This is a genomic window from Hydrogenophaga sp. NH-16 (assembly GCF_004006415.1).
Lineage (GTDB): Bacteria > Pseudomonadota > Gammaproteobacteria > Burkholderiales > Burkholderiaceae_C > Hydrogenophaga > Hydrogenophaga pseudoflava.
Genome location: NZ_CP029344.1, coordinates 1,695,491 through 1,718,653, shown reverse-complemented (window position 1 = coordinate 1,718,653; position 23,163 = coordinate 1,695,491). Strand labels below are relative to the sequence as shown.

Annotated in this window: 24 protein-coding genes; 18 read left to right on the top strand and 6 right to left on the bottom strand. The window is 69.1% G+C overall.

Features of this window, described 5'->3' with window-relative positions; genetic code table 11:
* Window positions 1-135 precede the first annotated feature (135 nt).
* Window positions 136-1,542 carry a PLP-dependent aminotransferase family protein gene (locus tag DD542_RS08335; RefSeq protein ID WP_127805011.1) on the top strand — a complete coding sequence of 469 codons (1,407 nt, stop codon included), beginning with the start codon at window positions 136-138 and terminating at the stop codon, window positions 1,540-1,542.
* 104 nt (window positions 1,543-1,646) lie between these two features.
* Complete coding sequence (gene alaS / locus DD542_RS08330; protein WP_127805009.1) at window positions 1,647-4,274, top strand: alanine--tRNA ligase; 2,628 nt, start codon at window positions 1,647-1,649, stop codon at window positions 4,272-4,274.
* Between the two features lie 3 nt (window positions 4,275-4,277).
* Here alaS and DD542_RS08325 read toward each other — a convergent pair whose 3' ends face one another.
* On the bottom strand, window positions 4,278-5,219 hold the full coding sequence (locus tag DD542_RS08325; protein ID WP_127805007.1) for a pseudouridine synthase: 942 nt from the start codon (window positions 5,217-5,219) through the stop codon (window positions 4,278-4,280).
* A gap of 47 nt (window positions 5,220-5,266) precedes the next feature.
* Between DD542_RS08325 and DD542_RS08320 the strand changes: the two genes are divergently transcribed.
* Window positions 5,267-5,524, top strand: a complete 258-nt coding sequence (locus DD542_RS08320; protein ID WP_127805005.1) for a hypothetical protein — start codon at window positions 5,267-5,269, stop codon at window positions 5,522-5,524.
* Between the two features lie 14 nt (window positions 5,525-5,538).
* Here the strand turns inward: DD542_RS08320 and trmB are convergent, their stop codons facing one another.
* A complete protein-coding gene (gene trmB, locus DD542_RS08315; protein WP_206610782.1) occupies window positions 5,539-6,282 on the bottom strand; it encodes a tRNA (guanosine(46)-N7)-methyltransferase TrmB in 744 nt (247 codons plus the stop codon).
* Between the two features lie 175 nt (window positions 6,283-6,457).
* Between trmB and DD542_RS08310 the strand changes: the two genes are divergently transcribed.
* Window positions 6,458-7,615, top strand: a complete 1,158-nt coding sequence (locus DD542_RS08310) for an ABC transporter substrate-binding protein (RefSeq protein ID WP_066158331.1) — start codon at window positions 6,458-6,460, stop codon at window positions 7,613-7,615.
* Window positions 7,616-7,622: 7 nt separating this feature from the next.
* On the opposite strand, the gene gluQRS is transcribed toward DD542_RS08310, so the two are convergent.
* The 3 genes from gluQRS to DD542_RS08295 form a co-directional block, all read right to left on the bottom strand.
* Complete coding sequence (gluQRS, locus tag DD542_RS08305) at window positions 7,623-8,513, bottom strand: tRNA glutamyl-Q(34) synthetase GluQRS (protein WP_127805001.1); 891 nt, start codon at window positions 8,511-8,513, stop codon at window positions 7,623-7,625.
* A gap of 7 nt (window positions 8,514-8,520) precedes the next feature.
* The gene (locus DD542_RS08300; protein WP_127804999.1) at window positions 8,521-9,639 is read right to left on the bottom strand and encodes an FAD-dependent oxidoreductase; all 1,119 of its coding nucleotides are present in this window, start codon (window positions 9,637-9,639) and stop codon (window positions 8,521-8,523) included.
* Between the two features lie 68 nt (window positions 9,640-9,707).
* Window positions 9,708-10,652: a LysR family transcriptional regulator gene (locus tag DD542_RS08295; protein WP_066158335.1), complete on the bottom strand. Its 945-nt coding sequence runs from the start codon at window positions 10,650-10,652 to the stop codon at window positions 9,708-9,710.
* A 147-nt stretch (window positions 10,653-10,799) separates the two neighbouring features.
* On the opposite strand from DD542_RS08295, the gene DD542_RS08290 reads away from it, so the two are divergent.
* The 3 genes from DD542_RS08290 to DD542_RS08280 all read left to right on the top strand — a co-directional run bounded on the left by DD542_RS08290 (window position 10,800) and on the right by DD542_RS08280 (window position 12,870).
* Entirely contained in the window at window positions 10,800-11,501 is a 702-nt protein-coding gene (locus tag DD542_RS08290; protein ID WP_079367187.1) for a pirin family protein, read from the top strand.
* A gap of 66 nt (window positions 11,502-11,567) precedes the next feature.
* Entirely contained in the window at window positions 11,568-12,122 is a 555-nt protein-coding gene (locus DD542_RS08285) for a flavodoxin family protein (RefSeq protein WP_066158339.1), read from the top strand.
* A 52-nt stretch (window positions 12,123-12,174) separates the two neighbouring features.
* Window positions 12,175-12,870 carry a DUF599 domain-containing protein gene (locus tag DD542_RS08280; RefSeq protein WP_066158472.1) on the top strand — a complete coding sequence of 232 codons (696 nt, stop codon included), beginning with the start codon at window positions 12,175-12,177 and terminating at the stop codon, window positions 12,868-12,870.
* Here DD542_RS08280 and DD542_RS08275 read toward each other — a convergent pair.
* Window positions 12,851-13,555: a phosphatase PAP2 family protein gene (locus tag DD542_RS08275; protein WP_241559724.1), complete on the bottom strand. Its 705-nt coding sequence runs from the start codon at window positions 13,553-13,555 to the stop codon at window positions 12,851-12,853. The two genes, DD542_RS08280 and DD542_RS08275, sit on opposite strands and share 20 nt — an antisense overlap.
* Window positions 13,556-13,723: 168 nt before the next feature.
* Here DD542_RS08275 and DD542_RS08270 point away from each other — a divergent pair, with 168 nt between their 5' ends.
* The 11 genes from DD542_RS08270 to DD542_RS08220 are packed head-to-tail and all read left to right on the top strand — an operon-like array spanning window position 13,724 to window position 23,161.
* Window positions 13,724-13,969, top strand: a complete 246-nt coding sequence (locus DD542_RS08270) for a phosphopantetheine-binding protein (protein ID WP_066158342.1) — start codon at window positions 13,724-13,726, stop codon at window positions 13,967-13,969.
* Complete coding sequence (locus DD542_RS08265) at window positions 13,966-15,225, top strand: beta-ketoacyl-[acyl-carrier-protein] synthase family protein (protein WP_127804997.1); 1,260 nt, start codon at window positions 13,966-13,968, stop codon at window positions 15,223-15,225. The genes DD542_RS08270 and DD542_RS08265 overlap by 4 nt, the downstream gene beginning before the upstream one ends.
* Before the next feature lie 16 nt (window positions 15,226-15,241).
* A complete protein-coding gene (locus tag DD542_RS08260; protein ID WP_066158346.1) occupies window positions 15,242-15,523 on the top strand; it encodes a phosphopantetheine-binding protein in 282 nt (93 codons plus the stop codon).
* The gene (locus DD542_RS08255; protein ID WP_127804995.1) at window positions 15,520-16,872 is read left to right on the top strand and encodes an AMP-binding protein; all 1,353 of its coding nucleotides are present in this window, start codon (window positions 15,520-15,522) and stop codon (window positions 16,870-16,872) included. The genes DD542_RS08260 and DD542_RS08255 overlap by 4 nt, the downstream gene beginning before the upstream one ends.
* Window positions 16,859-17,164, top strand: a complete 306-nt coding sequence (locus DD542_RS23915; protein ID WP_079367192.1) for a hypothetical protein — start codon at window positions 16,859-16,861, stop codon at window positions 17,162-17,164. Before DD542_RS08255 ends, DD542_RS23915 begins: the two co-directional genes overlap by 14 nt.
* On the top strand, window positions 17,161-18,081 hold the full coding sequence (locus DD542_RS08245) for an acyl-CoA synthetase (protein WP_206610781.1): 921 nt from the start codon (window positions 17,161-17,163) through the stop codon (window positions 18,079-18,081). Before DD542_RS23915 ends, DD542_RS08245 begins: the two co-directional genes overlap by 4 nt.
* The gene (locus DD542_RS08240) at window positions 18,078-18,647 is read left to right on the top strand and encodes an outer membrane lipoprotein carrier protein LolA (protein ID WP_079367193.1); all 570 of its coding nucleotides are present in this window, start codon (window positions 18,078-18,080) and stop codon (window positions 18,645-18,647) included. Before DD542_RS08245 ends, DD542_RS08240 begins: the two co-directional genes overlap by 4 nt.
* A complete protein-coding gene (locus DD542_RS08235; protein WP_241559723.1) occupies window positions 18,644-21,007 on the top strand; it encodes an MMPL family transporter in 2,364 nt (787 codons plus the stop codon). Before DD542_RS08240 ends, DD542_RS08235 begins: the two co-directional genes overlap by 4 nt.
* A complete protein-coding gene (locus DD542_RS08230) occupies window positions 21,004-21,645 on the top strand; it encodes a hypothetical protein (protein ID WP_206610780.1) in 642 nt (213 codons plus the stop codon). The genes DD542_RS08235 and DD542_RS08230 overlap by 4 nt, the downstream gene beginning before the upstream one ends.
* A complete protein-coding gene (locus DD542_RS08225; protein WP_127804993.1) occupies window positions 21,642-22,442 on the top strand; it encodes a polysaccharide deacetylase family protein in 801 nt (266 codons plus the stop codon). Before DD542_RS08230 ends, DD542_RS08225 begins: the two co-directional genes overlap by 4 nt.
* Complete coding sequence (locus DD542_RS08220; RefSeq protein WP_127804991.1) at window positions 22,439-23,161, top strand: class I SAM-dependent methyltransferase; 723 nt, start codon at window positions 22,439-22,441, stop codon at window positions 23,159-23,161. The genes DD542_RS08225 and DD542_RS08220 overlap by 4 nt, the downstream gene beginning before the upstream one ends.
* Window positions 23,162-23,163 lie beyond the last annotated feature (2 nt).

Below are 23,163 nucleotides of genomic sequence, written 5' to 3'. Positions count from 1 at the left end.
TTCGTGAACAAGTTTCAGACTGGGGCGCACTGTAGGCGCCAAAGCCGACGGCTAACATATACAGACACTGGCTGCACAGCGATGCACTGTATAGCCCTGTCGGCCTGTACAGACAAACCCCAATTCCCCCCGACCATGTTCTCCCTTAACCCGAAAGGCGCGACCCCGCTGGTGGTGCAGATCGTCGAGGGTTTCCGCGCCGCCATCCAGAGCGGTGGCCTGCGACCGGGCTCCAAGGCCCCTTCGATCCGCCAGTTCGCGCACGCGCACGGTGTCAGCACCTATACAGTTGTCGACGCTTACGACCGGCTGGTGGCGCTGGGCTACTTCGTGTCGCGCCCGCATTCGGGCTTTTTCGTGCGCCAGCGCGAGGCCCTGGCCCGGCTGAGCGCCGGCAACGCACCGGCCGAGGCGGCCAACTACAACTTCGATTCGATGTGGTACCTGCGCCGGGTGTTCGAGGCGCGGGCGCTGCGCATGAAGCCCGGCTGCGGCTGGCTGCCCGGCGACTGGCTGTTCGAGGAAGGCATGCGGCGCAGCCTGCGCACGCTGGCGGCCGAGAACGTGGACCTGGGCGGCTATGGCGAACCCAAGGGCTTCATGCCGCTGCGCCAGCTGGTGCGCGACCTGCTGGCCGAGCAGGAAATCGCCGTCAGCGCCGACCAGGTGCTGCTCACCCAGGGCTCCAGCCAGGCGATGGACCTGGTGGCGCGCCGCCTGGTGCGCCCGGGCGACGCGGTGCTGGTGGACGACCCCGGCTACCCGAACATGCTGTTCTCGCTGCGCTTCCTGGGCGCGCGCCTGATCGGCGTGCCGCGCACGCCCGACGGCTACGACCTGGCGGCGCTGGAAGCGCTGGTCAAGGAGCACCAGCCCAAGGTGTTCTTCACCCAGCCGCGCCTGCAGAGCCCCACCGGCTCGGTCGCCAACCTGGCCCACCTGCACCGCGTGGTGCTGCTGGCCGAGCAGCACCAGTTCACCGTGGTCGAGAACGACATCTACGCCGACCTGGACCCCGAGCCGCGCCCCTCGCTGGCCAGCCTGGACCAGCTGCAGCGCGTGGTCTACATCAGCAGCTTTTCCAAGACCATCTCACCCAACATCCGGGTGGGCTTCATGGCGGCGCCGCCGGATCTGCTGGAGGACTTCGCCCAGCTCAAGATGATCTCGGGCCTGACCTCGTCCGAGTTCAGTGAGCGGCTGGCCTACGGCGCCCTGGTGGACGGCCGCTGGCGCAAGCACCTGCGCGGCCTGCGCGAGCGGCTGGCGCAGGCGCACCAGCGGGTGGGCCAGGCGCTGGAGAGTCTGGGCTTCGACCTGTTCTGCGAACCCAAGGCCGGCATGTTTCTCTGGGCGCGCCACCCCGACATCCAGAACGCCACCGAACTGGCCTACCAGGCGGCCGAACAGGACATCCTGCTCGGCCCCGGCCACCTGTTCGACCCGGAGCTGCAGCCCAGCCCCTGGTTCCGTTTCAACGTCGCCTTCACCGACGATCCGCGCGTGCTGAGCTTCCTCAGCGACCACCGCCACGCCGGGTGACCCCGCAGTTTGCGAAAATGGCGGGCTTCGCGCCCGCAAAATACCGGGTTTCGCGTCTGCGTCAGCCGGCGCCACCCACCGATAACCCCCAAAGACAGGCCACCATGACCGCCCCCGCCGTTGCTTCCGTCGCCGACATCCGCAAGACCTTCCTGGATTTCTTCGCCTCCAAGGGCCACACCGTGGTGGCGTCCAGCCCGCTGGTGCCGGGCAACGACCCGACGCTGATGTTCACCAATTCGGGCATGGTCCAGTTCAAGGACGTGTTCCTGGGCACCGACAAGCGCAACTACGTGCGTGCCGCCTCCGTCCAGGCCTGCCTGCGCGCCGGCGGCAAGCACAACGACCTGGAGAACGTGGGTTACACCGCCCGCCACCACACCTTCTTCGAGATGCTGGGCAATTGGTCCTTCGGTGACTACTTCAAGCGCGAATCGCTGAAGTGGGCCTGGGAATTGCTGACCGAGGTCTACAAGCTGCCGCCCGAGCGCCTGCTGGCGACCGTGTACGCCGAGGACGACGAGGCCTACGACATCTGGACCAAGGAAATCGGTCTGCCGCCCGAGCGCGTGATCCGCATCGGCGACAACAAGGGCGGCCGCTACAAGAGCGACAACTTCTGGATGATGGCCGACACCGGTCCTTGCGGCCCCTGCTCGGAGATCTTCTACGACCACGGTCCCGAGATCCCCGGCGGCCCTCCGGGCAGCCCCGACGAAGACGGTGACCGCTTCATCGAGATCTGGAACAACGTGTTCATGCAGTTCGACATGAAGGAAGACGGCTCGGTCACGCCGCTGCCCGCCCCCTGCGTGGACACCGGCATGGGCCTGGAGCGCCTGGCCGCCATCCTGCAGCACGTGCACAGCAACTACGAGATCGACATCTTCGACGTGCTGATCAAGGCCGCCGCCCGCGAGACTGGCACCGCTGACCTGAGCAATCCCTCGCTGAAGGTGATCGCCGACCACATCCGCGCGACCTCGTTCCTGATCAGCGACGGCGTGATCCCCAGCAACGAAGGCCGTGGCTATGTGCAGCGCCGCATCATCCGCCGCGCCATCCGCCACGGCTACAAGCTGGGCCAGAAGACCCCGTTCTTCCACAAGCTGGTGCCCGATCTGGTGAAAATGATGGGCGAGGCCTATCCCAACATGGCCTCTCAGGCGCAACGCATCACCGAGGTGCTCAAGGCCGAGGAAGAGCGCTTCTACGAAACCCTGGCCAACGGCATGGAGATCCTCGATGCCGCGCTGGCCGACGGCGCGAAGGTGCTGCCGGGTGATGTGGCCTTCAAGCTGCACGACACCTACGGCTTCCCGCTCGACTTGTCGGGCGACGTCTGCCGCGAGCGTGGCCTGACGGTGGACGAAGCCGGTTTCCACGCCGCCATGGAAGCCCAGAAGGCCAAGGGCCGCGCGGCCGGCAAGTTCAAGATGGACAAGGCGCTGGAGTACAGCGGCGCCGGCAACACCTTCGTCGGTTACGACCGGCTTGAGGCGCCTGCCAAGGTCGTGGCCCTGTACCTGGACGGCACGCCCGTGGCGGAACTCAAGGCCGGCCAGCAAGGCGTCGTGGTGCTGGACACCACCCCGTTCTACGCCGAAAGCGGTGGCCAGGTGGGTGACGAGGGCGTCATCACCAGCGGCTCGGCCCGGTTCGCCGTGGGCGACACCCAGAAAATCAAGGCCGACGTGTTCGGCCACCACGGGACGGTGGAGCAGGGCACGCTGGCCGTGGGCGACAGTGTCACCGCCTCGGTCAACCTCGACCAGCGCGCCGCGACCATGCGCAACCACTCGGTCACCCACCTGATGCACAAGGCCCTGCGCGAGGTGCTGGGCGCCCACGTGCAGCAGAAAGGCTCGCTGGTCGATGCCGAGAAGACGCGCTTCGACTTTACGCACAACGCGCCCGTGACCGACGACCAGATCCGCGAGATCGAGCGCCGCGTGAACATGGAGATCGTCGCCAACGCGCCGACCCAGGCACGCGTGATGGACATCGAATCGGCCAAGTCCACCGGCGCCATGATGCTGTTCGGCGAGAAGTACGGCGACACCGTGCGCGTGCTGGACATCGGCAGCAGCCGCGAACTCTGCGGCGGCACGCACGTCAAGGCCACCGGCGACATCGGTTTCTTCACCATCACCGCCGAGGGTGGCGTGGCCGCCGGCGTGCGCCGCGTCGAGGCCACCACCGGCCTGAACGCACTGCGCTATGTGCAGGGCATGGAAGACACGCTGGGCGGCGTGGCCGGCACGCTCAAGGTGGCGCCGGGCGAGGTGCCGGCCCGCGTGGGCGCGCTGCTGGAGCAGATGCGCGAGCTGGAAAAGGAAATGAACGCGCTCAAGAGCCGCCTGGCGTCGGCCCAGGGCGACGAGCTGGTGAATCAGGCGGTGGACGTCAAGGGCATCAAGGTCCTGGCGGCCACGCTGGCCGGCGCCGACGCCAAGGCCCTGCGCGAGACCATGGACAAGCTCAAGGACAAGCTCAAGACCGCCGCCATCGTGCTGGCCGCCGTGGACGGCGGCAAGGTGCAGCTGGCCGCAGGTGTGACGGCCGACAGCGTGGGCAAGGTCAAGGCAGGTGAACTGGTCAACTTCGTCGCCCAGCAGGTGGGCGGCAAGGGCGGCGGCAAGCCCGACATGGCCATGGCCGGCGGCACCGATGCATCGGGTCTGCCAAAGGCGCTGGCGTCGGTGCAGGCCTGGGTTTCTGAAAAACTGTAGATCTCAGCCCGGGCTGGGCCATTTGAGGTCCAGCCCGCTTTCAAAGCTCCGTTGCTCGCCCGTCACCGGGTCGGTGAACGCGATGGCACGCGCCAACAGGCGCAGTGGGTCCGCGAAATCCTCAGGCTCTCCTGGCCCGCGCCGCACGCGCGGGTAGAACTGGTCGCCCGCCAGCGGCAGGCCCAGCGCGGCCATGTGCACGCGCAGTTGGTGGCGCTTGCCAGTGACAGGCTCCAGGCGGTAGCGGCCCCAGGCGCCGCGACACTCCAGCAGGGCGATGGCGGTTTCGCTGTTGGGTTCGCCGTCCACTTCGGTCATGCGGTAGAACGCTTCGGGGTCTTCGGCCATGCGGCTGCGGTGCACCCGGGGCAGCGCCAGCGCAGGGTCGAGCGGCGCCATCGCTTCGTAGACCTTGTCTACCGAGCGCTCGCGAAACAGCGCCTGGTAGGCACCGCGGTCCTGCGGGCGCAGGCTGAACACCACCAGTCCGGCGGTCTCGCGGTCGATGCGGTGGATCGGGCTGAGCGTGTCGATGCCGGTGGCCTGCTTGAGCCGCACCAGCAGGCTCTGGCGCACGAAGCGGCCGGTGGGGGTGACCGGCAGGAAGTGCGGCTTGTCGACCACCAGCAGGTGCGCGTCCTGGAACCGCACCGTGGCCTCGAACGGGATCTCGGGCTCGTCGTCCAGCGCACGCCAGTAGTAGAGCCGGCCGCCGCCCCGGTAGGCATTGTCCGCGCGCACCGGCTGGCCGTGTTCGTCCAGCACCTGGCCGTCGGACAGGCGCTGTTGCCAGGCGCCGCGGTCCACCGCCGGCAGGCGCTCGGCCAGAAAGTCGAGCAGGGTCGGCCAGCGACTGTCGCCCGCAGGCAGCAGCGGCAGCGCCACGCAACTGGGCGAAACGCCGTCGCGGGTCGGGATCAGGGGGTTTTTCGGCGGACGGGCCATGGTGGAAGCGGGTATTCTCTGCGCCTTCTCACCCAGACCCCGCCGCGATGATTGCTGTGCCGCCCCTGTGTTCTGAACGTTCCGCCCGCCGCTGGCGCGTGCTGGGCGCGCTGCTGCTGTCGGTGCCCCTGCTGGGTGGCTGCGCGGTGATCGCGGTGGCCGATGTCGCGGCCTCGGCGGTGGTGGGCGTGGCCGGCCTCGCGGTCGATGCCGCCGTGGGCACTGCCCGCATCGGCGGCAAGATCATCGGCGCCGGGGCCGACGCGGTGCTCGACGACGACGAAGACGAAGCAACGGACGACTGAGCCTTGCGGCGGGCTCAGACCCGCCGGAACACCAGGTCCCAGACGCCGTGGCCGAGCTTGAGGCCGCGGTTCTCGAACTTGGTCAGCGGGCGGTAGTCGGGCTTGGGCGCGTAGCCGTCACCGTCGGCCGGCGCGGTGTTTTGCAGCAGCGGTTCGGCGCTCAGCACCGCCAGCATCTGCTCGGCGTAGGGCTGCCAGTCGGTGGCCAGGTGCAGGTAACCCCCGGGCCTGAGGTGGCGCGCGAGCCGGTTCACAAACGGCCCCTGGATCAGACGGCGCTTGTGGTGGCGGCTCTTGTGCCAGGGGTCGGGGAAGAAGATGTGCACGCCGTCCAGGCTCTGCTCGGGCAGCATGTGGTCCAGCACCTCGACCGCGTCGTGGCGGAAGATGCGGATGTTCTCGATGCCCTGTTCGCCACAAAGCTTGAGCAGGGCGCCCACGCCCGGCTCGTGCACCTCGCAGCACAGGAAGTTGTCGCCCGGCCGCACCTGGGCGATCTGCGCCGTGGCGCCGCCCATGCCGAAGCCGATTTCCATGATCAGCGGTGCCTGCCGGCCAAAGGCCGCGACCGGATCCAGCAGGGTGGACGCGTCGTAGTGCAGCAGGAAACGCGGACCGAACTGCTCGTAGGCACGCTGCTGGCCGGGGCCTACGCGGCCCGTGCGCAGCACGTAGCTCTTGACCACGCGCATGAAGGGCTTGGACGGTGTGCCCGGCTGGGCGGCATCTGGGGTGTGGGGCGTGGAGTCGTCGGACATGTGAGGCTGCCGCAGGCCATGGATCGCCCGGGGTGCGTGATTGTAGGTGCGGTGCTGTACTGAAAAAGAATGTGCCTTGCCAGGCTGCGCGATGGGCGGTCCCATCGGGCGTATGAAAGTTGCTTCACAAGGTGTGAGCCATGGTTAGCATTCGCGGCATCTTCGTTGGGAATTCATGACACACCACACCTCTTCCATCCGCCGCGGCCTGACCCGCCGAGCCTTTGCCGGTGGCATCGCCGGAGCCGCCGCCCTGGCGGTGCCCGCGCTGCGGGCGCAGTCGTCCAACCGCATCGTGCTGGGCCAGTCGGCCGCCTTCACCGGCGCGGCCGCCCAGTTGGGCATCCAGTTCCACGCAGGCGCCAAGCTGTTCTTTGACCAGTACAACGCCCAGGGCTCGGGCCGGGCCCGGGTCGAGATCGAGCAGATGGACGACGGTTACGAGCCGGACCGCTGCGCAGAGAACACCCAGAAGCTGCTGGACAAGGACGTGTTCGCGCTGTTCGGCTATATCGGCACGCCCACCAGCGTGGCGGCGCTGCCGCTGGCGACCAAGGCCGACATGCCGTTCATCGCCCCGTTCACCGGCGCCATGTCGCTGCGCCAGCCGTTCAACCGCATGGCCTTTCACCTGCGGGCCTCGTACAACGACGAGACCGAGCTGATCGTCAAGAACCTGGTCAACCTCGGGCTGACCCGGGTCGCGGTGTTCCACCAGAACGATGCCTATGGCAAGGCCGGTCTGGACGGCACCGTGCTGGCGTTGGCCAGCCGCGGCCTCAAGCCGGTGGCGACCGGCACGGTCGAGCGCAACAGCGTGGACGTGGCGGCGGCGGTGGCCACCATCAACGCCGCCAACCCGCAGGCCGTGGTGCAGATCAGCGCCTACAAATCCTGCGCCGCGTACATCCGCGCGGCACGCAAGGCCGGCTTCGGCGGCAGCTTCTACAACGTGTCTTTCGTCGGCACGCAGGCGCTGGCCGATGAGCTGGGCAAGGACGGGGCCGGCGTGGTGGTGTCGCAGGTGGTGCCCAACCCGTTCAGCACCGCCAAACCCATCACCCGCGAGTTCAGGGACGCCATCGCCCAGGGCGGCAACAAGGTGCAGGCCAACTTCTCCAGTCTGGAAGGCTATCTCGCCGCCAGGCTGGTGGCCGAAGGCCTGCGGCGCGCGGGCGGCCGTTCGGGCCGCGACGGTCTGATCAGCGGACTGGAGGCAATTGGCGACACCTCGTTCGAGGGCTATGCGATCTCCCTCGGCCCGAAAGACCACGTCGCGTCGTCGTTTGTCGAGCTCTCTATGCTGACCGGCGACGGCAAGGTCCGTACCTGATCCCGCGTCAGCCGGTGATCGGTTCGCGCCAGGGCCAGGCGCGGGTCCAGGTGGCTAGCGCCTCGTGCAGCGGGCCGGCCGCACCCGGCAGGCCCAGCTCCGCGGCCGCCGTCTGAAGCGCCGCCAGCGGATCGCGCAGGTCCAGGGCCTTGGCCCCGTTCTGCTTGCTCAGCTTTTCTCCGCTGGCGTCCCGCACCAGGGGTGTGTGCAGGTACGAGGGCGTGGGCAGGCCCAGGGCACGCTGCAGCAGGATCTGGCGCGGCGTGTTGTCGGCCAGATCCTCGCCGCGCACCACATGGGTGATGCCCTGTGCGGCGTCGTCGACCACGACCGCCAGCTGGTAGGCCCAGAGGCCATCGGCGCGGCGCAGCACGAAGTCGCCCACCTCGGCGGCCACATCCTGCTGCTGAGCCCCGAGGCGCCGGTCCTGCCAGTGCATCTCACCGGGGTCGACCTGCAGCCGCCAGGCGCGAGCCGCCTTGCCCTGCAGGCCGCCGCGCTCGGGCCGGCAGGTGCCGGGGTAGACGGCGGCGTGGTGGCGTTCGCGGTGTCGGCCGGCGGCGTGCAGGGCGGCTTCGATGTCCTTGCGCGAGCAGGCGCAGGGGTAGGCATCGCCTTGTGCGATCAACCGGTCCAGCGCCGCCTGGTAGTGGGCGCCGCGCGTGGATTGCCAGCACACGGGCTCGTCGGACACCAGGCCGCAGGCGGCCAGCTGTTCAAGGATGAGCCAGTCGGCCCCGGGCACGCAGCGAGGCGTGTCCACGTCTTCGATGCGCACCAGCCACGCCCCGCCGTGTGCCCGCGCATCCAGCCAGCTGGCCAGCGCCGCGACCAGGGAACCCGCGTGCAGCGGGCCGGTAGGAGAGGGGGCGAAACGTCCGCGGTAGCCGGATGCCACGGTTGTGTCAGATCACCGCAAGCGCCAGTTCGAGCCCGGACACGAAGGCGTCCTCGACCCGGTGGCCCAGACACCAGTCGCCACACAGGCCGATGCCCAGCGCCGGATCGAACAGGTGCGACCGGCCCAGCGGGGTCTGGGTCTGCGCGTAGCGCCAGCGGTGCACGACGGCGTGGGGTGGCGTGGCGCGGATGCCCGTGATCTCGGCGAAGCCCTTGAGCAGCTTGGCCTTGACGCGCTCGGCATCGTCTTCCAGGTGTTTGGTGGACCAGGCCGGGCTGGCCTGCACGGTCCAGCGCTCGATGCGCTCGCGCCCGGGCTTGCTGTTCTCGCGGGCGAGCCAGCTGATGCGGTGGTGGGTGCTGCGCGCGGCGTTCCACTGCGGGCCCAGGTGTGCCAGGCCCGGCTGCATCGCGTTGGGATAGGCCACCATCAGCGTCCAGCAGGGCGCCACCTGCACCTCGGTGAGCGCCTGGCGCAGGTCGGGGGCCAGGCCGGAGGACTGCAGCAGGTCGTGCGCCTGCATGTGCGGCACGGCCAGCAGAACGCGGTCGAAGCCGCCGATCACCATCTGGCCACCATCGGCGTCTTCGGCCCGCAGCTGCCACTGCTCGGGGTGCAGCGCGTCGCGCTCGATGTGGTGGACACGGGTGCCGGTGAAGGTGCGGGCCGGCAGGTGACCGTGCAGTTCGGGCTGGGCCAGGGGCTGGGCCCAGTGGTTCACCAGGCCGCTCATGCCCGGCACGGCGACGAAGTGGGGTTCGGTGGGCGGCGGGGCGCTGGCCAGCACATGGCCGAAGGCGTCGAGCACGCGCACCGTGCTCACGCTCCAGGGGCGCACCTGGGCCTGGGCGGTCAGCAGCACGCGGGCAAAGCGGCTGTCCCGCACCGTGAAGTACTGGGCGCCGTGGTCGAAGCCGCCGAACTCGGTGCGGCGGGTCGCCATGCGGCCGCCGAAGCCGCGGCTCTTTTCGAACACCGAGACGCGGAGGCCTGCCTGCAGCAGTGTTCGTGCGCACGCCACGCCGGCCATGCCTGCGCCGATCACTGCAAAGTGCAGCGGCTCGGTCACCTTGGGAGCCCGGGCAGAGGTCGTGCGTTTGCTGGGAGCCTTCTTGTTGTTCATGGTGTGGCGCAGTGGGTTGGGATGAGAGCACTGTAGCAGTGCAGATGCGGTTGCAGGCTTGCGGCGCCTCAACCCACGTGATGGTTTTCCAGCAGGGCGCTGCGGGTGGTCGGGTGCTGCAGGCGTTCCAGCCACCAGCGCATGGCCTGGCCGGCCTCGCCGCTGTGCGGCCGGCGCCAGGCATAGCCGACGCGGAAGACGTGGTTGGGGCGCTGGACCGCCTTGACCACCAGGTGGCCGGCCGAGATGTAGGGCTGGGCCAGTGGCAAGGGCAGGAAGCCACAGCCCAGGCCGCGCAGCTGGGCTTCGAGCTTGTGCTGCATGGTCGGCACGGTGAGCACGTCCTGCCCGGGCAGGATGTTGAACGACTGCCCGTTGCCGCGCTGGGTGCTGTCGGCCACCGCCACCGCCCGGTGCGGGCGGATTTCGTCGTCCCCGATGCTGTGCTCGATGTCCGCCAGCGGGTGGTGCGGCGCCACCGCGAACACGAAGCGCAGCTGGCCCATCGGCGCGGTCTGGATGTCCGGCAGCGAGGCGTCGGCCGACACCCCGAGCGCCAGGTCGGCCAGGCCACCCCGCAGCGCCTCCAGCGTGCCCGAGAGGGTTTCGGCCCGGATCTTCAGCCGGGTCGGGGCGCCCGTGGCGTAGAAGGCTTCGCACAGTTCAAACAGCGTGCTGCGTGCCATGACCGCGTCGGTGGCGATGGTCAGCTGCGGCTCCCAGCCGGTGGCGACCCGCTTGACGCGCTGGGCCACCGCATCGAGCTCGTCCAGCAGGTACTGGCCCGAACGCAGCAGCTCGGCCCCGGCAGGGGTGAGCTGGGCGCGGCGCGCGCTGCGGTCGAACAGCAGCACGTCCAGCGCGTCCTCGACCTGCCGCACCCGGTAGGTCAGGGCGCTGGGCACCATGCCCAGCTCACGGGCCGCGGCGGCCATGCTGCCCAGTCGCGCGACCGCTTCGAGCAGGCCCAGGTTTTCCGGAGACAGGGCAGACCGGGGGGCGGTGGAGGCCATGGAATCACCATCGGGAAAGTGGTTGTGGAGACATTTTCATTCAACTGGATTGAATGGTGCCAACAATTTCCTGCGACCTCCCAGGTGGGCGCCGTGCCCACAATGACTCCCATGCCGGCACTCTGCCGGCGCCAGCAGGAGACCCACATGATGAAAATCCGCCGCTCCCAGGACCGTGGTTATGCCGACCACGGCTGGCTCAAGAGCCACCACTCCTTTTCGTTCGCGGGCTACCACGACCCGGCCTGGATGGGCTGGGGCAACCTGCGCGTGATCAACGAAGACCGGATCGCCCCGGGCACCGGTTTCGGCACGCATGGTCACCGCGACATGGAAATCATCAGCTACGTGCTGCAGGGCAACCTGGCGCACAAGGACAGCATGGGCAATGTCAAGGGCATCCCGCCGGGGGAGGTGCAGCGCATGAGCGCCGGCACCGGCGTGATGCACAGCGAGTTCAATCATGCGCCGAACAGCGTGACGCACTTCCTGCAGATCTGGATCGAGCCGTCCCGGCGCGGCATCGAGCCCGGCTACGAGCAGAAGGCCTTCGACTCGGCGGAGAAGACCGGCCGGCTGCGCCTGGTGGCGTCACCCGATGGTGCGCAGGGCTCGGTCACCATCCACGCCGACGCCTCGCTGCACGCCGGGTTGTTCGACGGTGAGCAGCGCGCCGAGCTGGCCATCGACCCGGCGCGCAAGGCCTATGTGCACCTCGTCCGTGGCGCGCTCGATGTCAACGGCCAGCGCCTGCAGGGTGGCGACGCCGCACTGCTGGCCCAGGAGGAGCGCATCGTGCTCGAACACGGCGACAGCGCCGAGGTGCTGGTGTTCGAATTGTCCCAGTGAGCGGGGCCTGGCCCTCTGTCTCTTTTCACCATCCCGCGCTCCGGCGCATTCACTCAGGAGTCACAAATGGCAAAAGTTGTCGTGGTCTATCACTCGGGTTACGGTCACACCCAGCGCATGGCGCAGTCGGTGGCCCAGGGCGCTGACGCGGAGCTGCTGGCGATCGACGCCGATGGCAACCTGCCCGAAGGTGGCTGGGAAACGCTGGATGCGGCCGACGCGATCATCTTCGGCTCGCCGACCTACATGGGCTCGGTGAGCTGGCAGTTCAAGAAGTTCGCCGACGCTTCCAGCAAGCCCTGGTTTGCCCAGAAATGGAAAGACAAGGTGGCCGCAGGCTTCACCAACAGCGCTGGCATGAACGGCGACAAGTTGCAGACGCTGAACACCCTGTTCACCCTGGCCATGCAGCACGGGATGATCTGGGTCAGCCAGGGCCTGATGCCCAGCAACACCAAGGGCGCGCAGCGCAACGACGTGAACTACCTGGTGAGCTACAGCGGCGCCATCGCCCAGTCGCCATCCGATGCCGGCGCCGCCGACATGCTGCCGGGCGATCTGGAGACGGCCCGCCTGTTCGGTGAGCGGGTGGCGTCTGTGGCTGCGAAATTCAAGGGCTGACCACGGGTCGGCACCTGTGTCCGTGGCCGGGATGGGCCTTACCATCCCGGCCATGAAAATTTTCTCGATCCTCCCCTGGGCAGACTGGCTGGCGCTGGTCTGCTTTTTTGCCTTGTGGGTGGGCTACGCCTGGTTCGCCAAGGTGCTCGGGCAGCGCCGGTCCTCGCTGCTGATCACCACCAACCGCTACCGGGGCTACTGGATGAAGCAGGCGGCGATGCGCGACCCGCGCATGCTCGATGGTCTGATTACGCAGACCCTTTCCAACACGCCGGCGTTCTTTTCTTCCACGTCCATTCTGGTCATCGGTGGTCTGTTCGCCCTGCTGGGCACCACCGACAAGGCGACCGAGCTGATGAGCGAGATCCCGTTCGCCCAGGCGACGCCGCTGATCGTCTTCGAGTTCAAGATCCTCGTGCTCGTGAGCATCTTCGTCTACGCCTTCTTCCGCTTTTCCTGGTGCATGCGGCAGTACACGTTTGTGGCGCTGGTGATCGGATCCATGCCGCCGCCGTCCGATTTCCAGTCCGGCAAGTTCGATGCCCAGGAGTACGCCCACCGGGCGGCGGCCATGGTGGGCGCCGCCGCCGAAACCTTCAACGACGGCCTGCGCGCCTACTACTTCTCGTTCGCGGCGCTGGCGTGGTTCATCTCGCCGCTGGCGATGGTGCTGGGCACCATGGCCGTGGTGGCCATTCTCTACAGCCGCGAGTTTCACTCCGAAGTGCTCAAAGTCTTGCGGGACTGAGGGGGCGCGGGGTCGTGTCCCGGATGTGGGCCAGGGACGCGGCCGAAAACAGCAACCCCAGCGCGGCGCCGCCCAGCACGTCCAGCGCTACGTGCTGCAGGGTGGCCATGGTCGACCAGGCGATGGCCACGCAATGCAGCGCGGACAGCCACAGCACCCAGACCGGCGTCCGGAGCTGGCGCAGGAGGCGGTGCAGCCAGCAGGCGCTGAAGACCGCCGAGGCCACGTGCAGCGACGGGCAGGCGTTGCCCGCGGCGTCCACGCCCTTGATCAGGGCCAGGCCCGGGTAGAGCGCCCAGTCGACGTCGAACACCGGCGTCTGCGTGGGCCAAGCCCAGAAAATGGCCAGTCCGGTCAGGCACAGCGCGCCGACCCACACGCCGAACCAGATCAGGGCCCGGAGGTTGCCGATCAGGGCGGGTGCGAGCGACACATAGACCCAGAGCGACAGGTAGACCGGAAACGCTGAGGGGGTGAACTGCACCCAATGGTCCAGCCAGATTTCGGGCATGACCGTGGGATCGGCCTGCGGGTTCTCCAGCAGCGCGAAATAGGCGCGGAAGAACAGGAACATGAAGGCGCTGGTGCCGATGGCCTTGAGCCAGGTCTGGAAACAGATGCGTTGCCATACCCGCGACCACCAGCCCTCGGCGGCCGGCGCCAGGGTCTCCATCGAGGGGATCATGTCAGGGCGAGGGGACCGGGTCCCCGAAGGTGCGGGCTGTACAATCGAAAGCTTCCAAAAATGAGATGTTCGGCGGTCTGCGCCGGGCTTCGTGCTGGCCCTGCGGTCCATCTGGGTTCCGCGTCCGGCGCCGGTGTCAGGCCACTGGCCAGCCATGAAATGTATGTCATGCAATCGACCGAACTGATCCGTCAATTCCTTCACGAGCGACTGGGCGCCGATCCGCAACTGGTCGTCCATGAGGCGCGCCTGGCGGACATCGGCGTGGACTCGCTGATGCTGGCAGAACTGATGTTCGAGGCGGAAGACCGCCTGGGCATCTCGATCGATTCCAATGTGCCGCCCCCCAAGACGGTCGGCGACATGGTGACCCTGATCGATTCGCTGCAGGCTGCCAAGACCGGCCGACCATGACCCGCCGCCGAGTCGCCATCACGGGCCTTGGCATGGTCAGCCCGTACGGAGACGGCGTCGATGCCTTCTTCGCACACCTGCTGGCAGGCCGATCGGCTGTGCGCCTGCTGCAGACCGAGGACAAGCCCCGTCCTCTGAACATGCCCTTTGTCACCTGCAGCGGCTTCGATGCGGGCGCTGCCCTGGGCAAGCCCCTGGCCGGCATGATGGAGCGGTTTGCTCACCTCGGTGTGGCCTCCGCGTTCGACGCCTGGCGGGATGCCGGTCTGGAGCGCCAGGCCGCCGATCCGGCCGAGCGTGAGAACTGGGCTTGCATCTGGGGCACCGCCCTCGGCGGCATCCTGGCCTTCGAGAAGGGTTACCGCGACCTGTGGCAGAACGGACGCGAGCGCCTGTCGCCCCTGTCGGTGGTCATGGGCATGAACAACGCCGTCAACGCCCACCTGTCGATCCAGCTCGGGCTCGGTGGCATCAGCATGAGCCACACGGTGGCCTGTGCGTCCTCAACGGTGGCCATCGGCGAGGCCTTTCGCCGCGTGCGCGACGGCGATGCCACGGTGGCCATCACCGGTGGTTCCGATGCCACGCAGGCCTACGGTGTGGCCAAGGCCTGGGAAGCCATGCGCCTGGTGGCGCCGGGCAACGAGGACACCGCCTTCATGGCCTGCCGGCCCTTTTCCTCCGACCGCGCCGGACTGGTGCTGGGCGAGGGGGGCGCCGCCATGGTGCTGGAAGACTGGGACCATGCGGTGGCCCGGGGCGCCCGCATCCACGCCGAGATCGTCGGTTACGGGTCCAGCTGCGACCGCAGCCACCTGGTGCGCCCCGAGGCCGATGGCCAGGCGCGGGCCCTGCGCGCAGCGCTGGCCGACAGCGGGCTCGGGGTGGACGAGATTGGCTACGTCAACGCCCACGGCACCGCGACGGTCGAGGGCGATCCGGTTGAAATCACGGCCCTGCGCCAGGTGTTCGGCGACCGGGCCCCGCGCCTGGCGGTCAGCGCCACAAAGTCCATGCATGGCCACCTGCTCGGTGCCGCCGGCGCGATTGAGGCCCTGGCAACCGTGCTGGCCCTGCGCGAAGGAGCCATTCCCCCGACGGCCCACCTCCAGGGGCGGCTGGATCCCGCCTGCGAAGGGGTGGACCACGTGTTCGAAGGGCGCGAAGGCGTGCCGCTAAGGGCCGCGCTGTCCAACTCCTTTGCCTTCGGCGGGAGCAACGCCGTGCTGGCGTTCCGCGCCGCGCCCGCCCCCTGATTCACCGAGACCGACCATGTCCCAAGCCCCACAGACTCCCCTGAACGACCTCATGGCCGAGGTCGCCGCCCTGATCGTCGAGGCGCTCAACCTCGACGTGACGCCCGAAGACATCCAGCCCGACGATCCGCTCTATGGCGAAGGTCTGGGGCTGGACTCGATCGACATGCTGGAGATCTCGCTGGTCATTTCCAAGCAGTACGGCTTCCAGCTCAAGTCGGACAACGAGAACAACGTCAAGATCTTCGCCTCGCTGCGCTCCCTCTCGGAACACATCGCGAGCCAGCGCACCAAGTGAAGCCGATCACCGGTCACGGGCTGGACGATGTCCTGGCCTGGCGTCCTTCCGGGCCGGTCCGGGTGCGCGAGTTCCTGGCCGATACCCTGTCCGTGGCGGCGCTGCTGCCAGCAGGCTCCGGTGTGCTCAACCTCTGCGAAGACCGCTACCACTTCGCGGTGCTGTTCGCGGCCTGCCTGCTGACGGGCAAGGTCAGCCTGCAGCCATCGTCCCATTCGGCCGAGACGCTGCAGCGCCTGGCGCAGGAACATCCCGGCTGTTTCGCCGTGGTCGACGGGCCGTTCGACGTGGCCGGGCTGCCGAGCCTGCCGTTCCCGGATCTCGCTGCCTTGAACCGCGTGTCGGTGGACCGTGTCCCCGAGATCGACGAGGGCCGTGTGGTCGCGATCCTGTTCACCTCCGGGTCCACCGGCCTGCCGCAGCCGCACGCCAAGACCTGGGGCCGCCTGGTGCAGAACGGCCGCGCCGAAGCGGTGGCGCTCGGGCTGGACCGACGGCCGCATGTGCTGGTCGGCACAGTGCCGGTGCAGCACAGCTACGGTTTCGAGTCCACCTTCCTGCTGGCGCTGCATGGCGGGTGCAGCTTCTGGAGCGGCAAGCCGTTCTTTCCGCAGGACGTGGTCGACGCGCTGACCGCCGTGCCGCAGCCGCGCATGCTGGTGACGACGCCCTACCACCTGGGTACCTTGCTGGGGTCCGGTCTGGACTGGCCGGCCCTGGACATCTGCCTGTCGGCGACCGCGCCGCTGGGCACCGAACTGGCGACCCGTGTCGAATCGCACAGCGGCGCGCCGGTGCACGAGATCTACGGATCGACCGAGTCGGGCCAGCTGGCCACCCGCCGCACCACCGCTGGCGCCGTCTGGCAGCTCCTGCCCGGCGTGCGCCTGGTGCAGCACGCCGACACCACCAGCGCCTGTGAGGGGCATGTGGAAGGCGTCGTGCCGCTGTCGGACATCATCGAGCTGCAGGACGGTGGGCGCTTCCTGCTGCACGGACGCCACGCCGACCTGGTCAACATCGCGGGCAAGCGCAGCTCGCTGGCCTACCTCAACCACCAGCTGTGCGCCATCGAGGGGGTGCAGGAGGGGGCTTTCTTCCTGCCCGACGAGGCCGACCAGTCGGCCGATGGCATCACCCGGCTCACCGCCTTCGTCGTCGCGCCCGGCGTGCCGCCGCGGTCGCTGCAGGCGGCGCTGCGCCAGCGCATCGACCGCGTGTTCCTGCCGCGCCCGCTGGTGTTTGTCGAGGCCCTGCCGCGCAACAGCACTGGCAAGCTCATGCGCTCGACGCTGCAGGAGCTGTACCGCCTGCATGTCGGGCCGGGGAGTCACCATGGTCCTGCTTGATCAGACCTGGCGCGTGCCCGCCGACCACCCGGCGTTCGCTGGACATTTCCCCGGCCATCCCATCGTGCCGGGGGTGGTGCTGCTCGACCGCGCGGTGCAGATGGCCCAGCGGCTGCGGGGTGGTCCGCTGGCCGGTTGGCAGGTCACGCAGGTGAAGTTCCTCAGCCCCTGTGGCCCGGACGATGAGCTGGTCTTCGTGCTGCGCGAGGGCACGCGGGGCGGGCTGGCGTTTTCGGTGCACTGTGGCGACCGCGAGGTGGCGTCCGGCGGTTTGCTGCCACCTGCGCCATGAGCCTTCCCGACCCCACGGACAGCGCCCAGCCCGAGTGGATGCGGCGCCAGGAGCGCAGCAACCTGGCGATCCTGCGCCTGATGGTCTGGATTTCGCTGACCTTCGGCCGGGGCATCGGCCGCGTCGTTCTGCACGCCATTGCGGCGTACTTCGTGCTGTTCGCGCCGGCCGCGCGCCGGGCCAGCCGGGCCTATCTGCGCCGGGTGCTGGGCCGCTGGGCGCTCTGGCGCGACGGCTTCCGGCATGTGTTCAGCTTTGCCAGCACCATCCACGACCGCATCTACCTGCTCAACGACCGTTTCGACGTGTTCGACATCCAGGTCCACGGTGGCGAGGCGCTGATCGAGTCGGTGCGCAGCCAGCCCGGGGCGCTGCTGGTCGGCGCCCACCTGGGCAGTTTCGAGGTACTGCGCGCGATGGGGCGGGGCAAGGAGGGGCTCAAGGTCGCGATGATGATGTACGAGCAGAACGCCCGAAAGATCAACGCCACGCTGGCCGCGATCAACCCCAAGGCGATGCAAGATATCATTTCCCTGGGGCAGATGGAGTCGATGCTGGAGGCGCGCGACAAACTCGACCAGGGCTATCTGGTGGGCATGCTGGCCGACCGTTCGCTGGGCGATGACGCCACGCACGAGGTGGAGTTCCTGGGCTCTCCCGCTGCATTCCCGCTGGGGCCTTGGCGCATGGCGGCGATGCTGCGCCGGCCGGTGTTCCTGATGGCCGGTCTCTATCTGGGCGGCAACCGCTACGAGCTGCATTTCGTCGAACTGGCCGACTTTTCCAAGGTCGAACGCAGTGGCCGCGACGCCGCGATCCGCGAGGCGGTGCAGCGCTACGCCGACAGCCTGGCCGATCTGTGCCACAAGGCCCCCTACAACTGGTTCAATTTCTTCGATTTCTGGCAAAAAAAATGATGCGACGTTTTGTGCTGGCCCTGCTGGGCCTGGGCCTCTGGACCAGTGCCCAGGCCGCCTTCGACATCGACCAGCTGATGAGCGAACTGGCGACGCAGAAGGGCGGTCGCGCTCGTTTCGTCGAGACGCGCCATGTGGCGCTGCTGGACAAGCCGGTGCGGGCCAGCGGCGAGATGTTGTTCAGCCCGCCGGACCGGCTGGAAAAACGCACCCTGCTGCCCAAACCCGAAACCATGGTGCTGGACAAGGACACCCTGAGCCTGGAGCGCGACAAGCGCAAGTTCACCATCCACCTGGCCAACCGCCCGGAGGCGCAGGCTTTCGTCGAGAGCATCCGCAGCACCCTATCGGGCAACCGCAAGGCGCTGGAGCAGGACTACGCGCTCGCGCTGGAAGGTGAAAGCCAGCGCTGGGTGCTGACCCTGGTGCCCAGGGACGACACCATCCTGGCGCTGCTCAAGCGCATCACGGTCAGCGGCAGCCGGAACCAGGTGCGGCACATCGAGTACCTCCAGGCTGACGGCGACCGTTCGGAAATCAGCATCGACCCGATCGAGGCCCAGTGAAGTCCGCGGCGGTCCGAGTCTTCCTGGTCTGGCTGGCGCTGATGCTGGCCGGTCTGGCCGTGGTCTGGAACAGCCGGTTCACGGCCGACATGTCGTTCTTCCTGCCGTCCAATCCCAGCGCCGAGCAGCGCGCCCTGGTGGAGCAGTTGCAGGACGGGTCCGTCTCGCGCCTGCTGATGGTGGCGGTCGAGGGCGGCGACGAGAAGCAGCGGGCGGCGGTGTCGCGGGCGTTGCGCCAGGCGCTGGCGGCCGACCCGGACTTTCTCTCGGTCCAGAACGGTGAGGCCGGTGGCCTGGAGGGCGAGCGCGACCGCCTGCTGGCGCACCGCTACGCGCTCAGCCCGTCCGTCTCGCCCGAGCGCTTCACCGAGGACGGCCTGCGCGCGGCAGTGACCGACACCATCGACCTGCTGTCCTCGCCCGCGGGCATGCTGCTCAAGCCCTACCTGGCGCGCGACCCGACCGGCGAGGTGCTGTCCATCCTGGGTCAGCTCAACCCCGGCGCCCAGCCCCAGATGCGCGCGGGCGTCTGGGCCTCGCGCGACGGCGAACGCGCCATGCTGCTGCTGCAGACGCGGGTGCTCGGTTCGGACACCGATGGACAGGCGCTGGCCATCGACAAGGTGCATGCCGCCTTCGAGCAGGCTCGCACATCCACCGGTCACACCGCGCTGACGATGGCACTGTCCGGCCCGGGCCAGTTCGCGGTGCAGGCGCGGGAGACCATCAAGAGCGAGGCCAAGCGCCTCTCGTTGATGAGCTCGATCGCGATCTGGCTGGTGCTGTTCTGGGTCTACCGTTCGTTCAAGCTGCTGGCCCTGGGCCTGATCCCGGTGCTCAGCGGCACGCTGGCCGGCATCGCCATGGTCAGCCTGGTGCACGGCACGGTGTTCGGGGTCACGGTGGGCTTCGGTTCGGCGCTGATCGGCGAGGCGGTGGACTACGCCATCTACTACTTTGTTCAGGCCGGCCACCAGGGCGTGGACCAGTGGCGCCGGGTGTTCTGGCCGACGATCCGGCTGGGCGTGATGACGACCGCTATCGGCTTCGGCGCGCTGCTGTTCTCGGGCTTCCCGGGGCTGGCCCAGCTGGGTCTGTACGCGCTCTCGGGCGTCGTCACGGCGGCGCTGGTCACGCGCTTCGTGCTGCCTTCGCTGACCGGGCCCGGCCTGCGCGTGCCGGCACACGAGGTCTGGGTGCGGCGCTGGATGGCGCTGCTCGGTCGGGCGCACCACCTGCGCTGGGCGATGGTGGGGCTGGCGGTGGTCGTGGCGGCCTACCTATGGGTCCAGCGCGATTCGCTCTGGAGCGCCAACCTGTCCGCGCTGTCCTCGGTCACCGCGGACGAGGCGAACGCCGACGCGCGCATGCGCTCCGACCTCGCGGCGCCCGACGCGCGCTACCTGGTGACGGTCAGCGCCGACAGCCAGGAAGCGGCCCTGCAGGCGGCCGAGAAGGTCGGGCAGCGGCTGGACGCGCTGGTGGAGCAGGGCGTCATCGGCGGCTACGACTCGCCCGCCCGCTTCCTGCCCAGCGCGCAGCTGCAGCAGCAGCGCCTGGCCAGTCTGCCGCCGGCCGAGGTGCTGCGCGAGCGCCTGCAGCGGGCGCTGGTGGATGCCCCGCTGTCCGCGGCGCGGCTCGAACCCTTCATCGCCGACACCGAGGCGGCGCGCGCCGCCGGGCCGATGACCCGTGCCGACCTCGACGGCAGCGCCCTGGCGCTGGCGGTGGACTCCCTGCTGATCCACGGCAAGGACGGGCACTGGACCGTGATGCTGCCGCTGCGCCCGGCGCCGGGCGTCCCCGATGCCGCCATCCCGGCCCAGCCGGTGGAGCAGGCGCTGGCTGGCAGCGGGGCCCTGTTCGTCGACCTCAAGACCGAGTTCGAGGGTCTGTACGCCACCTATGTCGACGAGGCGGTCGAGCTGTCCCTGCTGGGGGTGCTGGCCATCGCGCTGCTGCTTGCGGTCTCGCTGCGCTCGGTGCTGCGGCTGGCCCGGGTGCTGTTCACGCTGGCACTCGCCGTGGGCCTGGTGATGGTGATGCTGAATCTCGCGGGTGTCAGGCTGCACCTGCTGCACCTGGTGGGCCTGCTCCTGATCTTTGCGGTCGGCTCCAACTACGCCCTGTTCCTCGACCACCCCGGAGACGGCGAACCGCTGGACCCGGCCACCCTGCTGTCGATGGGGGTGGCGGTGCTGACCACGGTGATCGGCTTCGGCACGCTCGCCAGTTCGAGCGTGCCGGTGCTGCAGGCGGTGGGCATCACCGTCGGCCCGGGCGCCCTGCTGGCGCTGGTTCTGTCGGCCGTGCTGGTGTACCCGAAGCCGGCTCACCCGCCGAGCGGGGCCGCTCCGTGAACCCGACCGAGCGCCTGCTCCAGGGGGCCGACACCCTGCTGCTGATGTTGCCCGGGGCGCTGATGACGCCGCAGCACATGGTGCAGGCCGGCCTGTTCGACGAGCTGGCGAAGCGCCGGCTGGCGCTGGACCTGGTGGCGCCCGACCTGCACGCGGAGGGGGCCGACAACCGGATCGCGCTGAGGCGGCTTGAGGACGAGTGGCTGGCCCCTGCGCGCAAGCACTACCGGCGCGTGTGGCTGGGCGGCATCTCGCGTGGCGGGCAACTGGCGCTGTCCTGTTGGGCGGGGCAGGTGGGCGCGGTGAACGGTCTGTGCCTGCTCGCGCCCTATGCGGGCGGGCGCCTCACCACCAACGCCATCGTGCGCGCCGGTGGCCTGGCGAGCTGGATCGCGACCGACGACCAGATGAGCGACCCGGACGTGCGCCTGTGGCACTGGCTGCAGTCCCCCCCGCTGTCCGTGCCGATGTTCATGGGCTATGGCGACCGGGACCGGTTCGCCGACGGCATGTCGCTGCTCGCGCAGCACCTGCCGCTGCCGCGCTGCGAAGTGCTGCCGGGCGACCACGACTGGTCCGCCTGGCTGCCACTGTGGCGGCGCTTCCTGGACGCCGGCCATTTCGACGCCCAGGCATGAGCAGACCCTGGTCGCCGTCCCCCTTTCTCAAGGCCTCGGCCGTGCTGCACGCCGGTGCGGCGGTGGGGGCGGCGGTCGACCCGTCCACCTGGCCCTGGGCGCTGGGCGCGGTGGTGGCCAACCACGCGGTGATCACCACCGCCGGACTGCTGCCGCGGACCACCCTGCTCGGGCCCAACCTCACCCGCCTGCCGGCCGCCGCCCAGGCGCGCGGCGAGGTCGCGCTGACCATCGACGACGGGCCCGATCCGAAGGTGACGCCGCAGGTGCTGGACCTGCTGGATGCCGCGGAGGCCAGAGCCACCTTTTTCTGCATCGGCTGGCGCGCCCGTCTGCATCCGGCGCTGTGCCGGGAGATCGTGGCGCGCGGCCACCGGGTGGAGAACCACGGCGACTCCCACTCCAACGCGTTCTCGCTGTTCGGCCCCGGCCGCATGCGCGCCGACATCGCTGCCGCACAGGCCACGCTGGCCGACATCACCGGCCAGGCGCCGCTGTTTTTCCGGCCCACCGCCGGGCTGCGCAACCCCTTCCTCGACCCGGTGCTGGCGTCGCTGGACCTGCGGCTGGCGGCCTGGACGCGGCGCCCCTACGACACGCGCGACGGCCGGCCGGAGCGGGTGCTGGCGCGGCTGACCCGCGGACTGGGCGCTGGCGACATCCTCCTGATGCACGACGGGCACGCCGCGCTCACGCCCGACGGCCTGCCCGTCATCCTCTCGACCCTGCCGGTGCTGCTGCAGTCCCTGGGGGCGCAGCGGCTGCGGCCGGTGACCCTGCAACAATCCCTGCAATGAGCCAGACCTTCTTTCCTCTGCTGCTGGATGAGGCCACCAAGGGCTTCCGTTCCGGAGGGCCGTTCGCCCACCACTACGCCCGCGGCAAGCTGGGCACCGACCCGATCTTTCGCGAGATGCTGCGGCGCGGGCTGCTGCCGGCCGGTGGCCGCCTGCTGGACCTCGGCTGCGGCCAGGGCAGCCTCTTCGCGTGGCTGCTGGCGGCCCGCCGGCTCCACGAACAGGGGCAGTGGCAGGCCGACTGGCCGGCGCCGCCCCGGTTCCGCAGCATGCGGGGCGTCGAGCTGATGCAGAACGACGTCGACCGCGCAGCCCACACCTTCGGCCGCGACCACCCGGTGGTGCGGGTGGAGCAGGGCGACATGAACGCGGTCGACTTCGGCCAGGTCGACGCGGTCACGATTCTCGATGCGCTGCACTACTTCGACCATGCCCAGCAGACCAAGGTGCTCAAGCGCATCCACGCCGCACTGCCCGAAGGCGGCCTGTTCCTGACCCGCATCGGCGACGCCAGCGCCGGCCTGCCGTTCCACATCTCCAACTGGGTCGACCACGTGGTCACCTTTGCCCGCGGCCACCGGCTGCCGCAGCTGTACTGCCGCTCGCTGGCCGACTGGACCGCGCTGCTGACGGACCTCGGCTTCGACGTGGAATCGGCCCCGATGAGCGAGGGCAAGCCCTTCGCCAATGTCATGCTGGTCTGCCGCAAGCACGGCTGACG